Genomic DNA, 13,372 nt, shown 5'->3' with positions numbered 1-13,372 from the left:
CACCCATGCTCGCCGGCCTGCTGAAGGTCGCGGCCACCGACCCCAAGCTCAAGGGCCTGCTCGGCAACGTGGGGGAGAAGTCCCTCCACATCACCGGCATTGACCAGGCCCGCCCCTGGACGATCGGGGCACTCGCGCACCGCGCCCCGGTGCTCCTGGTCACCGCCACCGGCCGTGAGGCCGAGGACCTGACCGCGGAACTCCGGGCGATGCTGGGGGACAAGGTCGCCTGGTTCCCCTCCTGGGAGACGCTCCCGCACGAGCGGATGAGTCCGGGTGAGGACAGCGTGGGCAGACGCGCACAGGTCCTCCACCGGCTGGAGGAACTCAAGGTCGTGGTCACCGCCGCCCGCGGGTTCTGCCAGCCGTTGCTCGCCGACACCCCGGGGCGCGCCCCCGTGGTGCTGCACAGCGAGACCGAGGTCGACTTCGGGGAGGTGACCCGGGAGCTGGTCTTCCGGGCCTACCGGCACGTGGACATGGTGACCCGGCGCGGGGAATTCGCCACCCGCGGTGGCATTCTCGACATCTTCCCGACAACCCTGGACTACCCGGTCCGCGTGGAGTTCTGGGGCGATGAAATCACCGAGATCCGCCAGTTCTCCGTTGCTGACCAGCGCACGCTCCCGGAGATCGAGATAGATGAGGTCGAGGTCTTCCCGGCCCGGGAGCTGCCCATCACCGACGGTATCGCCCGGCGCGCCGGCGAACTGCTGGAACAGCACCCCGGCAATCCCACGCTGGTGGAGCTGTTGACGAAAATCTCTGAGAAGACCCCCGCGGAGGGCATGGAGGCGCTGATCCCGGCGCTTTCCGACGCCGCGATGGTCACGCTCCCGGAGCTCATGCCGGCAGGCACCCACGTGGTGCTCGCGGCCCCCGAGAAGATCCGCACCCGCATCAATGATCTCTCCGCCACCGACGTCGAGTTCCTCGAGGCCGGTTGGGAGGCGGCCGCGATGGGCTCCGACGGTCCCGTCGCCGCCGAGGGACTCGATCTGTCGGCCAGCTCCTACCGCTCCTACGAGTCGCTGGAGGCCACCGCGGCGAAGGCGGGCATCCCCTGGTGGACCTTCGCCCCGTCCGGCATGTTCATCGCTGACGAGGCGGACACCCTGCCACTGGACTACCAGCCGGGGCCGACGCCGCGCGGTGACATCGACGCCATCGAGAAGATGATGGCCGAGCTGCTGGCGCACACCACCGCCGGCGGTCGCGCCGCGTTCGTCGCTCCCGCCGAGGCCGTCATCAAACGCATGGTGGAGCGGTTCGCGGAGAAGGGCATCCCCGCCAAGGTGGCCACGCCCGGGTGGGAGCCCAGCCCCGGGGAAGTCACGCTCTACCGGGCGCTCAGTCACGCCGGCCTGGTCTTCCCGAAGGTACGCAAGCACCGCGACGCCAACGCCCTGCCGTTGGTGGTGCTCACCGAAACGGACCTGACCGGCAACCGGGTCGGCGATATCGCCGGAGCTAAACGACGCCCCGCACGCCGCCGCAACAAGGTCGATCCGCTGGCGCTGAAGACCGGCGATTACGTGGTGCACGAAACCCACGGCATCGGCCGTTTCCTGAAGATGGCCGAGCGCACCATCACCACCGGTGACGACAAGTCGCGGCGGGAGTACATCGTGCTGGAGTACGCCGCGGCCAAGCGCGGCCAGCCCGCCGACCAGCTCTGGGTCCCGATGGAATCGCTGGACCTGCTGTCCAAGTACTCCGGCGGCGAGCAGCCGAAACTGTCCAAGATGGGCGGTTCGGACTGGAAGAACACCAAGAAGAAGGCGCGGGCCGCGGTTCGGGAGATCGCCAGCGAGCTGGTGGAACTCTACGCGAAACGCCAGGCCGCCCCCGGCCACGCCTTCGCCCCGGACAGCCCCTGGCAGCGCGAGATGGAGGACAACTTCCCCTTCATCGAGACCGAGGACCAGATGAACGCGATCGAGGCGGTCAAGGAGGACATGGAGAAGGAGGTCCCCATGGACCGCGTCATCGTCGGCGACGTCGGCTACGGAAAGACCGAGGTCGCCATCCGGGCCGCCTTCAAGGCCGTGCAGGACGGGCGTCAGGTGGCGGTCCTGGTGCCCACCACGCTGCTGGCACAGCAGCACATGAACACCTTCCTGGAGCGGATGGACGGCTTCCCGATCACCATCCGCGGTCTCTCGCGGTTCACCTCCGCGGCTGAGTCCAAGGAAACCCTCGAGGGGCTCACCTCCGGCGAGGTCGACATCGTGATCGGCACCCACCGGTTGCTGCAGACCGGCGTGCACTGGAAGAACCTCGGCCTTATCGTCGTGGATGAGGAGCAGCGCTTCGGCGTGGAGCACAAGGAACACATCAAGGCGCTGCGCAGCCACGTCGACGTGCTGACCATGTCCGCCACCCCGATCCCGCGCACCCTGGAGATGTCCATGGCCGGCATCCGGGAGATGACCACCATCCTCACTCCGCCGGAGGACCGGCACCCGGTGCTGACCTACGTCGGTGCCCAGGAGGAGAAGCAGGTGGCGGCCGCCATCCGGCGGGAGCTGCTGCGTGACGGCCAGGTCTTCTTCATCCACAACAAGGTCTCCGACATCGAGAAGAAGGCCCGTGAGCTCCGCGAACTGGTCCCGGAGGCGCGCATCGTGGTCGCCCACGGCCAGATGAGCGAGGAGATGCTGGAACGCACCGTCCAGGGGTTCTGGGACCGCGAGTACGACGTCCTGGTGTGCACCACGATCGTCGAGACCGGTCTGGACATCGCCAACGCCAACACCCTGATCGTGGAGAATGCCCATCACATGGGCCTGTCCCAGCTCCACCAGCTGCGCGGGCGCGTGGGCCGCTCCCGGGAACGGGGCTACGCCTACTTCCTCTACCCGAAGGGCGCCACCCTGACGGAGACCTCCTATGACCGGTTGGCCACCATCGCGCAGAACAACGACTTGGGCGCCGGCATGGCCGTGGCCCAGAAGGACCTGGAGATGCGTGGCGCGGGCAACGTGCTCGGCTCCGAACAGTCCGGGCACATCGCGGGCGTCGGTTTCGATCTCTACGTCCGCCTGGTCGGCGAGGCCGTGGAGACCTACCGGGCCCTGGCCACCGGCAAGCCGCTGGACGCCACGGACAAGGGGCCGAAGGAGATCCGCATCGACCTGCCGGTGGACGCGCACATCCCGGACAGCTACATCAACTCCGAGCGGCTGCGCCTGGAGGTCTACCGCAAACTGGCCTCGTCGGTGGACAGCAAGGATCTGCAGCTGATCATCGAGGAAATGGAGGACCGCTACGGTCCCGTTCCGGAGGAGGTCTCCCGCCTGCTGGCGGTGTCGCGGTTGCGGCACCAGGCCCGCCGCGCCGGGGTCTCCGACATCGGTGTGCAGGGCACCCGCATCAAGGTCCACCCCGTGGATCTGCCGGACTCCAGACAGGTGCGGCTGAAGCGGATGTTCCCGGGTTCCAATTACCGGGCGGCCGCCAAGGCCATCCAGCTGCCCTTCCCGAAGGCCGGGCGCAACGTCACGGATCCGAAGCTACGGGATGTTGAGCTGCTGCAGTGGATGGCTGACTTCCTGTCCAGGATGTTCGACCTGGACGAAGTGGATGTCACGGGCAGGACGTCGGGGGCGAGGAAGGCGTCGGTTGTCTCGGTGAGTGAGTAGTTGCAACGGGTCTGACTCAGTACGGGATGCGGAACGTTCGGTGGGGGTACGGATGTGCGGCATGTGAACGCCGCTTCAGCGGTCTGACCTGAAGAAACTCACCCTCCGGGGAAACGCCGGGGGGATGGCCCAGCTAATTCCTGGCACCTGAAAGTGTTCTCTGCCACACTGTCGAGCATGACAAAACGCGCCGTGGACAAAGGTGCCGTCACCATCGGCACCCCGTTGGGCTTCGGTGTGGTCATTGAGGAAGCCCTGTCCGAGAACCGTCCGGCACGTCGGCGGCGACCGGGTCAGCGGCGCCAGTACCCGTGCTGACGGGACCTCGTTGCGCACCTTTCCGCGGAGGATCCCTCCGCGCTGAGGTGTCAGAGTCGTCCCCGCTTATTGGCAACCCTCACTACTTCAGGAGCCCGACATGGGTGTTTCACCTCTGCTCGCAATTGAAAAACCCCAGCTTCCCCGCCCCGGTTTCCGCGAGATCTTCCGCGATCTCGGCCCCCAGGAGATCGGCAATGGCCTGGTCGCCCTCATCTTCTCCGCCTCCGGCCCCATCGCTGTGATCCTGGCCGCGGCCGCCGCCGGAAACCTGAGCGCCGGAGAAACCTCCTCCTGGATCTTCGGCGCGTTCCTCGGCAACGGCATCCTCACCCTGCTGCTGACCTACCTCTACCGCAGTCCCCAGGCCTACTTCTGGACCATCCCCGGTACCGTCATCGCCGGCGATGCGCTGGCGCACCTCGATTTCGCTGAGGTACTCGGCGCGTACCTGGCCACCGCGGTCCTGGTCTTCCTGCTCGGGTGGACCGGACTGATCGGCAAGATCATGGCTGTCCTTCCCCCGACCATCGTCATGGCCATGGTGGCAGGTATCTTCCTCCGTTTCGGCCTGGAGCTGATCACCGCCGCCACCGGTGATCCAGTGATCGCCATCCCGATGATCCTGGTGTTCGTGGCACTGAGCATCGTCCCCAAGATCGCGGCGGCGGCACCGCCGGTGGCCGTCGCGGCGGTGGTCGGCACCCTGGTGGCTGTTTTCGCCGGTCGGCTGGGATCCGGGATCCTCGCCGATGGAGTGCTCGCCGCCCCGGTCGTCACGGCACCCGAGTTCTCCTGGGCCGCGATGATGGAACTCGTCGTGCCGTTGGCGATCACCGTGGTGATCGTCCAGAACGGACAGGGCGTGGCCGTGCTGCAGGCCGCCGGCCACAAACCGGGCGTCAATCTGGCCGCGGCCGCCAGCGGCCTGTGGTCCATCCCGATGGCGTTCATCGGGAACATCACCACGTGCCTGACAGGTCCCACCAACGCACTCATCGTCGCCGGGGGTGACCGGCGGCGTCATTACGCGGCAGCGATGGTCACCGCGGTCGGAGCGATCTGCGTGGGGCTGTTCGCACCGGCCTTCGTCGGTTTCATGCTGGCCATGCCGGCCTCCTTCATCGCCGCGCTGGCCGGCATCGCCATGCTGACCCCGCTGAAGAACGCCTTCCTCGCCGGCTTCTCCGGCCCCTTCTCCACCGGCGCCCTCGTCTGCTTCCTGGTCACGGTATCGGACATGTCGCTCCTGGGGATCACCGCACCCTTCTGGGGAATTGTCTTCGGTTGCGTGGTGGCCGCCCTTCTGGACCGGACCCCGAAGAAGCAGAAGGTCGAGACCACGGCAGAGACGGAAGCCGGGGCCACGGAGTCCACGGCTGACCTGCGTGACGCGGCCCTGCTCGAAGACAGCGAGGAGCGCGAGGCAGCTGCCGGGGAGGCCGCCCACCGACACGCCGTTCGGGACCGTGGCTGAGGGAACTCAGGGTTCCAGGTGGCCGGGCCCATGCCTCGGGATGTGGGCCGTCACAGGGACAACGAGCCACTCAGTAGTCCCCAGGCTCCCGCGGCCGCCGCCACGCACACCACGACAACGACGACCCACTCGAAGACGTTGAAGACCCGTTCCCGGTTGTTGAGACGGGTCAGCACATAGGGGATCAGCCCCGGCACCACAGCCAGGGCACCGAAGAGCACATAACGCGGCTCGGCGGCATAGAACAGCCACAGGGAATACACCACCGCCAGGACACCAACCAGCAGGTGTTTCCGGTTGTCGCGGCCGCTGACGGCCGGTCCGGAATCATCGAAACGCACGCCGGCGTGGGGGTGGCTCACACCCCGGCCACGCACCGCCAGCAGCACCAGGTAGAGCGCGGAGAAGAAATAGGGGACCAGGTACAGCACCGTAGCCAGCTGCACCATGGAGGTGTAGGCGGTCTCATTGAGGAAGAACAGGATCACGGTCAGCTGGATCACGGAGGTGGAGATCAGCTGGGCCATCCACGGCGCGCCCTTGGAGTTGGTCGAGCCGACCTTGCGGGGCAGCAGCCCGTCGTAGGCCATGAGGGCCACCGGCTCGGCACACAGCATCTGCCAGGACACGTAGGCCCCGAGCACTGACAGGCACAGTCCGAGGGAGATCAGCGCACCACCCCACGGCCCGACGACGGCCTCCAGCACCGCGGCCATGGAGTTGTCACCCAGGGCGGCCAATTCCTCCTGGCTCAGTACCCCGTAGGACAGTGTCGCGATGGTCACCAGCAGGACCAGGACGGTCAGGAAACCGACGACGGTCGCCCGGCCGACATCGCGTCGGGTACGCGCCTGCTTCGAGTACACGCTGGCCCCCTCGATGCCGATGAACACCCACACGGTGAACAGCATCGTTCCCTTGAGCTGGTCGAAGACGGAACCGACGGTGTCGCCCGAGCCCCAGAAGTCGAAGCTGAACCTGTCCCAGGAGAAACCGAGGAAGGCCACCAGGATCACGAACGCCAGCAGGGGAAGGATCTTGGCGATGGTGGTCACCGTCGTCAGGAACGCCGCCTGTTTCACGCCGCGTGCCAGCACGGCGAAGACGAGCCAGGTCAACGCGGAGACGGCCACCGCGGAGACCACCCGGTTCCCGGTGGAGAAGAACGGGACGTAGTACCCGATCGTGGAGAAGAACAGCGTGGCGTAGCCAACCTGGGCGATCACGGAGCCGAGCCAGTAGCCCCACGCCGAGGTGAAGCCGATGTAATCGCCGAGACCGGCACGGACATAGGAGTACACGCCCGAGTCGAGATGCGGTTTACGGACCGCGAGGATCTGGAAGACGAAGGCGACGGAGAGCATGCCGACGCCGGCGATCGCCCAGCCGATGAGCATTGCCCCGGGTGCCGCGACGGAGCCCATGTTCTGGGGCAGCGCGAAGATCCCGGCACCGATCGTCGAACCCAGGATGAGGGCGACGAGGGTCCACATCGAGACCTTGGGGGAGGTGAAATGGTTGGTGGTCACCCATTAATTTCTAGCATCACGGTCCGCAGCGGAGAAATCGCGGCCGCTGCGCGTTCTAGGATGAGGATATGACAGTTCTGCTTCTCGACGCCCGGTGGCCCACCCTGATCCCGGTCGACGCGCTCGCCGGGCTCTCCGGTCCCGTCAACTACACCGACGAGGTCCCCGTCGCGGTGCGCTGGCATCTGGGGGATCTGATCTCCGGGGAACTGGGCAAGGGGGTACTGGTCAGCACCGACGAGACCGATGCTCAGGTGGTGGACCGTATCGCCGCCGGGGAGCGGGTGGTGGAGGTGGCCAGCCGACAGGATCCGGTCGCCCGTGCCATGGCAGTCATGAGCAGGGCCCGGACACTCGGGGAGTGGGAGGCAGCGCACACCCACCGGACCCTGTTGCCTTACCTCGCGGAGGAATCGGCGGAGTTCGCGGAAGCCGTCGACAAGTGGGAGCAGGGTGCGGGCGAGGAGCAGTTGCTCAGGGAATTGGGGGACGTCCTGCTGCAGGTGCTCTTCCACGCCGAAATTGCCTCCCGCCGGGGCGCCTTCGATTTCGGTGACGTGGCCGCCAGTTTCGTGACGAAGATGCGTTCCCGTTCGCCCTACCTCTTCGACGGCACGACGGAGATGATGGACGTGGAGGAACAGCACCGGCTGTGGGCCGAAGGCAAGGAAAACGAAAAACTCGGCCGACCGGAGTCGACCGAGTTGTAGCGTCAGATTAGTTGAGCTCGGAGGAGAGCGCCTCCAGCATGGGGAGGTTGTCGAAGATCTGGGAGCTGCCGAAGGGCAGCTCCGGGTTCTCAGCAACGTGGCCGCATTCGAGAGCCTTGTCGGCGATCTTGCCGGAGTACTGAGCCTGGATAAGTCCGATGTACGGCAGCCCACCGACGATCTCACCGAAAGCGTCCTCGCTGAGGCCGCGCAGGTTCTGGGCGAGTTCATTGCGGGTGGTCTTGTTTTCAGCGTGATCATCTTCGTAGGCACCTGCGGTCTTCAGGCCCTGGTCCAGGCTATCGCACGGAATCAGATTGATCACCTGGTCGGCGAAGTCGGTATTCTGCGCCTGCGCCGGGACGGCGAAAGCGGTGGCGGTCAATGCGGCGGCGGCTGCGGTGGCGGCAATGCGACGAAGCTTCATGGGGTTCTCCAATACGTGAATTCTGTGACTTAAGAAACCAAAGAGATAATAGAATACTTTTGAGGTAGATGTGATTTAAGTAAGAGACTTTCCCCGCCGCGGGGGTGGGGAAGGGAGGTGGCACGGTCTCCCGGCCAATCCTCTCCCTCACGTCCGGAGGTGTTCCCTAGGAGGAGAGGTTCTCCAGGGAGCCGAAGATGGTGGAGCTGCCGAACGCCGGATCTTCGTTGACCAGGCCACAGTCCAGGGCGAAGCCGGCGGTGTCGGCGGCCACCTCATCGTTGGCCATCTCCAGGAAGGGGAGCGCGAGCAGCAGGTCGCCGATGACGTCCTGGCCGCGGTCCCGGATGTTCTCCTCAAGCTCGGACTCGGAGGTGGGGAACAGCTCGTGGTCTTCCTCGTAGAGATCCCGGTCGCTCAGGTAACCGTCGAGGAGTTCGCACTGGAGTGATCTTTCGTCGTCTTCCTGGGCCGGGGCGGGGGCGGCGAAAGCGGTGGTGGCAAGGATGGCGGCACCGGCTGCTGCGGCGAGATTGCGAAGCTTCATGGTTTTCTCCGTGATGTCTGGGAGAGGGCTCGGATGAAGCAATGTGATGATCATTGCTTTCACCTGCCAACGTATCCTGGGTCGCCCGCCCCTGCTCCTCAGGCAGAAAAACAGAAGAAAAGATATGGCTTTGCTTGGGTTCTGCTTGTGGGCGATTCAGGTGGGGATTTCGGCTGCGGAAAGAGGCCGAGCGCTGACTGTGCCGGAAGGAGGTGCCCCGGTAGGCTGTGACCCCATGGGTTCAGGGCTGAAGCGGACGTTGGGTTGTGGCTGTGGGGCGGTGCTTGCCGTCATCATGGTCATTGCCGTCGTCGGCTGGGCCCTGTCTTTCGTGGAGGGTGCTAACCCGATCCGCCAGCTGGAGCCCGTACCGGAGGACCTGCCCCCGGCGGCCGGCGAGCCGGTTCCGTCCATTGACGTCCACGGCCCCGGCCGGACGTCGGATAAATTGGCCTTCTGGTCCGAACCGGTCACCGCCGATACCGGCATCCCCGGTCAGGCGCTGCGTGCCTACGCCAATGCTGAACTGATCGCCCGGGACGCGTGGCCGGAGTGCAACCTGAACTGGACGACGCTCGCCGGCATCGGCTTCGTCGAGACGCGCCACGGCACCTACTCGGGCAAGCTCTTCGGCGGCAGCAAACTCAATTCGGAGGGGGTGGCCGAACCTCCGATCACGGGGATCCCGTTGGACGGCACCTCCGGTACCGCGGAGGTCCTGGACACCGACGACGGCGTACTGGACGGCGACGCCGAGTACGACCGCGCAGTGGGGCCGATGCAGTTCATCCCGGAATCATGGGGCCGCCACGGGCTGGACGCCAACGGCGACGGAGTGGCTGATCCCCACCAGATCGATGACGCCGCACTCTCCGCGGCCAACCTGCTCTGTGAGGGGCGGGACCTGGGAACCCCGGAAGGATGGACGTCGGCAGTCCAGTCCTACAACATGAGCATGGAGTACGTGATCAACGTCCGTGACGCGGCAAATTCCTATGCGCTGCGGCAACCAGCCCGGTAGCTCCGGATCCGGAGCCGGCGGATGACCCCCGGAGCGGGTTCCTGACGGGGGCAACCGAGGTCACACCGCCCCTGGTTTCATGACACAATTGGCCGGAGGCGTGAGGAGCCGCGACGCGCGGTGTGCCCGCGCGCCCGCATCACCCCACTGAACCATCAGATGGCATAGGAGAACAACTGTGGCTGACATCATTCACGTATTTGCTCGGGAGATCATGGATTCCCGCGGAAACCCGACCGTCGAGGCGGAGGTCTTCCTCGACGACGGCTCGCACGGCCTGGCCGACGTCCCCTCGGGTGCGTCCACCGGCGTCCATGAGGCCCACGAGCTGCGTGACGGCGGCGACCGCTACCAGGGCAAGGGGGTGCTCAAAGCCGTCGAGAACATCAATGAGGAGATCGCTGATGAGCTCGCCGGTGAGGTCGCTGACGATCAGCGGCTGATCGACCACGCCATGATCAGGTTGGACGGCACCGAGAATAAGTCGCGCCTCGGCGCCAACGCCCTGCTCGGTGTCTCCATGGCCGTGGCCAAGGCCGCAGCCGACGCCGCCGCCCTGCCGCTGTACCGCTACATCGGCGGACCCAACGCCCACCTCCTGCCCGTGCCGATGATGAATATCCTCAACGGTGGCGCGCACGCCGACTCCGGCGTGGATGTCCAGGAATTCATGATCGCCCCGATCGGTGCCGGGACCTTCGCCGAGGCCCTGCAGCAGGGTGCCGAGGTCTACCACAACCTCAAGGCGGTGCTGAAGGAGAAGGGGCTGTCCACCGGTCTGGGCGACGAGGGCGGTTTCGCCCCCTCCGTCGATTCCACCCGCGCCGCCCTGGACCTGATCGTCGAGGCCATTCAGAAGGCCGGTTACAAGGTCGGCGAGGATGTCGCCCTGGCCCTGGACGTCGCGTCCTCCGAGTTCTTCCGGGACGGCAAGTACCACTTCGAGGGCAATGAGCTCACCGCCGAGGAGATGTCCAAGGTCTACGAGGAGCTGGTGGACGAGTACCCGATCGTCTCCATCGAGGACCCGCTGCAGGAGGACGACTGGGACGGTTATGTCGCGCTGACCGCCGCCATCGGCGACAAGGTCCAGCTGGTCGGCGACGACTTCTTCGTCACCAACCCGACCCGCCTGGCAGAGGGCATCGAGAAGAAGGCCGCCAACGCCCTGCTGGTCAAGGTCAACCAGATCGGTACCCTGACCGAGACCTTCGACGCCGTCGAGCTGGCCCACCGCAACGGTTACCGGACCATGATGTCCCACCGTTCCGGTGAGACCGAGGACACCACCATCGCCGATCTGGCCGTGGCCCTGAACTGCGGCCAGATCAAGACCGGTGCCCCGGCGCGTTCCGAGCGCGTGGCCAAGTACAACCAGCTGCTGCGCATCGAGCAGGAGCTGGGCGACGCCGCGGTCTACGCGGGCCGTACCGCATTCCCGCGCTTCCAGGGGTAGTACCCGCCCCAGGTGAGTGACAGCCCGAAAACGCCCCATCCGAGAGTCCTCGGGTGGGGCGTCGGGGCTTCGGGTTAGAATCGGAAACCTATGGCGAAGGAATCACGGGGTTCGAGTCGGCGTTCGGTACCGGTGTCGAGCCGGAAGGCTGCGGCGGCTGCTCCGCGCAAGGCGGGTAAGCCGAAGGTCAGGCTCGGCGCGGCTGAGATCGGTGTGCTGGTGCTCGCTGCGATCCTGATCCTGGCCACCATCGCGGCCCCACTGCGGAACTACTTCCAGCAGCGCACCGAGATCGCCCGGTTGACCGAGTCCATCGCGGCCAAGGAGGAGCAGAAGGAACTGCTCCGGGAGGAGATCGAGCGTTACGGCTCCGATGCCTACATCGCTGAACAGGCGCGCCAGCGGCTCGGTGTGATCGGGGAGGGGGAGACGGCCTACCGCATCGTCGACCCGCGGATGGACGTCGACAGCTCCGTGACCTCCGACGACCGGGAGGTAGAGGAGGACCGCACCTGGTACGAGATCCTCTGGACCTCGGTCTCCGACCCGGATTCGTTGACCTCCGAGGAGGCCGGGCCCGGTGAGATCGACACCCGGATGCCGATCGAACCGGGCCCGGAGGAAAACCCGGAACAGCCGGAGCAGGACCCCGTCCAATAACGATCTCGGCCAGCTCATGAGATAATCAATTCCATGAGTGTTTCTGACGCAGATCTCGCCGCCGTGGCCGAACAGCTGGGCCGCGAGCCCCGTGGTGTGCTGGAGGTCTCCTACCGGTCGCCGGACAGCACCCCCGGCGTGATCAAGACGACCCCCAGGCTTCCGGACGGTACGCCCTTTCCCACCTTGTACTACCTGACCGATCCCCGCCTGACCGCGGAGGCCTCCCGGCTGGAGGTCGCCCACGTCATGAAGTGGATGACCGACCGGCTGGAGGCGGATGAGGAGCTCGCGGCCGACTACCGCCGCGCCCACGAGCACTTCCTGGCTGAACGAAACGCCATCGAGGACCTGGGCACCGACTTCTCCGGCGGCGGGATGCCCGACCGGGTCAAGTGCCTGCATGTGTTGATCGCCTACGCGCTCGCCGAAGGCCCCGGACACTTCCGGCTGGGGACCGAGTCCGTCGCGATGGCGGCCGACCACGGCCGACTGCGCGGCACCGCCCTGCCGGCGGACTGGCCGAGTTGTGAGGAGCTGGGGATTGATCTGTCCCAATTCGATTTCTCCAACGCGGAGGTGCCCCGATGACGCGCGTGGCGGCGGTGGACTGCGGTACCAACTCGATCCGCCTGCTGATCTGCGAATACGACGGGCAGCACACCCGTGAACTACATCGCGAGATGGAGATCGTGCGGCTGGGCAAGGGCGTCGACGCGACCGGTGAACTGGCTCCCGCTGCGCTGGAACGAACCCGTGCGGCGTTGACCCATTACGTGGAGATCATGGAGTTCGAGCAGGTCACCGATGTACGCATGGTGGCCACCTCCGCCACCCGGGACGCCGCCAACCGCGAGGAATTCTTCGCCATGACCGCCGAGTTGCTCGGCCGGATCCGCCCCGGCGCCCGGGCGGAGGTCATCTCCGGGGAGGAGGAGGCCGCGCTGTCCTTCCGGGGCGCCGTCGCTGATCTCGATCAGTCCCAGGGACCGTTCTGCGTCATCGATCTCGGCGGGGGCTCCACGGAGTTCATCGTCGGTCAGCCCAACGGCCTAGTGCTCGGCAGCCACTCCGTGCAGATGGGGTGCGTCCGGGTGACCGAACGCATCATGCGCTCGGACCCGCCCACCGCAACCGAGATCGAGATCGCCCTGGACTTCGTCGCCGACCAGCTCCGGCACGTCGAGACCATCGTGCCGGTCGCGGACGCCCGCACGTTCGTGGGCTGCGCCGGTACCTTCACCACCCTGTCCGCCCTGGCGCAGGGACTGGAGACCTATGACCCGGCCGCGATCCACGGGTCCGAACTGCGTTTCGACGCCCTGAAGGTCCTCACCCGTGAGGTGGTGGCGGAACGCTCGAGTGAGCGTGCGCAGCACCCGGTGATCCACAAGGGACGTGCGGACGTTCTCGGCGGTGGCGCGACCATCGTCAGGGGAATCGTCGACATGATCGAGCGGAACACCCGGGCGGAGAGCTTCATCATCTCCGAAAAGGACATCATGGACGGGATCGTCGCCGACCTCTGTCGTAAATCGGAGACTGACGAAAACCTGCCCGACCCCCTCGCATAAGATGAGAGG

12 protein-coding genes are annotated in these 13,372 nt (G+C 66.2%); 9 read left to right on the top strand and 3 right to left on the bottom strand.

All coding sequences use genetic code 11. From position 1 onward, the window contains the following. The first annotated feature begins 5 nt into the window (after positions 1-5). From mfd to ACQCVD_RS04550, 3 genes are all read left to right on the top strand, one after another. Complete coding sequence (gene mfd, locus ACQCVD_RS04560) at positions 6-3,644, top strand: transcription-repair coupling factor (RefSeq protein ID WP_426822668.1); 3,639 nt, start codon at positions 6-8, stop codon at positions 3,642-3,644. 177 nt (positions 3,645-3,821) lie between these two features. After that, complete coding sequence (locus ACQCVD_RS04555) at positions 3,822-3,962, top strand: hypothetical protein (protein WP_426822529.1); 141 nt, start codon at positions 3,822-3,824, stop codon at positions 3,960-3,962. A 100-nt stretch (positions 3,963-4,062) separates the two neighbouring features. Then, positions 4,063-5,439, top strand: a complete 1,377-nt coding sequence (locus tag ACQCVD_RS04550) for a benzoate/H(+) symporter BenE family transporter (protein WP_426822528.1) — start codon at positions 4,063-4,065, stop codon at positions 5,437-5,439. A 50-nt stretch (positions 5,440-5,489) separates the two neighbouring features. On the opposite strand, the gene ACQCVD_RS04545 is transcribed toward ACQCVD_RS04550, so the two are convergent. Continuing rightward, on the bottom strand, positions 5,490-6,968 hold the full coding sequence (locus ACQCVD_RS04545; protein WP_426822527.1) for an amino acid permease: 1,479 nt from the start codon (positions 6,966-6,968) through the stop codon (positions 5,490-5,492). 68 nt (positions 6,969-7,036) lie between these two features. Here ACQCVD_RS04545 and ACQCVD_RS04540 point away from each other — a divergent pair, with 68 nt between their 5' ends. Continuing rightward, positions 7,037-7,678, top strand: a complete 642-nt coding sequence (locus ACQCVD_RS04540; protein ID WP_426822526.1) for a MazG nucleotide pyrophosphohydrolase domain-containing protein — start codon at positions 7,037-7,039, stop codon at positions 7,676-7,678. Positions 7,679-7,685: 7 nt separating this feature from the next. On the opposite strand, the gene ACQCVD_RS04535 is transcribed toward ACQCVD_RS04540, so the two are convergent. Continuing rightward, the gene (locus ACQCVD_RS04535; protein WP_426822525.1) at positions 7,686-8,105 is read right to left on the bottom strand and encodes a hypothetical protein; all 420 of its coding nucleotides are present in this window, start codon (positions 8,103-8,105) and stop codon (positions 7,686-7,688) included. A 166-nt stretch (positions 8,106-8,271) separates the two neighbouring features. Beyond that, on the bottom strand, positions 8,272-8,652 hold the full coding sequence (locus ACQCVD_RS04530) for a hypothetical protein (RefSeq protein WP_426822524.1): 381 nt from the start codon (positions 8,650-8,652) through the stop codon (positions 8,272-8,274). Between the two features lie 235 nt (positions 8,653-8,887). Between ACQCVD_RS04530 and ACQCVD_RS04525 the strand changes: the two genes are divergently transcribed. The 5 genes from ACQCVD_RS04525 (at position 8,888) to ACQCVD_RS04505 (ending at position 13,363) form a co-directional block, all read left to right on the top strand. Next, entirely contained in the window at positions 8,888-9,673 is a 786-nt protein-coding gene (locus tag ACQCVD_RS04525; protein WP_426822523.1) for a lytic transglycosylase domain-containing protein, read from the top strand. A 178-nt stretch (positions 9,674-9,851) separates the two neighbouring features. Next, the gene (gene eno, locus ACQCVD_RS04520) at positions 9,852-11,129 is read left to right on the top strand and encodes a phosphopyruvate hydratase (RefSeq protein ID WP_426822522.1); all 1,278 of its coding nucleotides are present in this window, start codon (positions 9,852-9,854) and stop codon (positions 11,127-11,129) included. Positions 11,130-11,219: 90 nt separating this feature from the next. Next, complete coding sequence (locus ACQCVD_RS04515) at positions 11,220-11,789, top strand: FtsB family cell division protein (RefSeq protein ID WP_426822521.1); 570 nt, start codon at positions 11,220-11,222, stop codon at positions 11,787-11,789. 33 nt (positions 11,790-11,822) lie between these two features. After that, positions 11,823-12,380, top strand: coding sequence for a DUF501 domain-containing protein (locus ACQCVD_RS04510; RefSeq protein WP_426822520.1), 558 nt, complete (start codon positions 11,823-11,825; stop codon positions 12,378-12,380). Next, the gene (locus tag ACQCVD_RS04505) at positions 12,377-13,363 is read left to right on the top strand and encodes an exopolyphosphatase (RefSeq protein ID WP_426822519.1); all 987 of its coding nucleotides are present in this window, start codon (positions 12,377-12,379) and stop codon (positions 13,361-13,363) included. The genes ACQCVD_RS04510 and ACQCVD_RS04505 overlap by 4 nt, the downstream gene beginning before the upstream one ends. Positions 13,364-13,372: the final 9 nt, after the last annotated feature.

This window comes from Corynebacterium halotolerans (assembly GCF_050107895.1).
Classification (GTDB): Bacteria; Actinomycetota; Actinomycetes; order Mycobacteriales; family Mycobacteriaceae; genus Corynebacterium; species Corynebacterium halotolerans_B.
The sequence above is the reverse complement of the archived record's forward strand: the minus strand, read 5'-3'. Positions and strand labels throughout refer to the sequence as shown.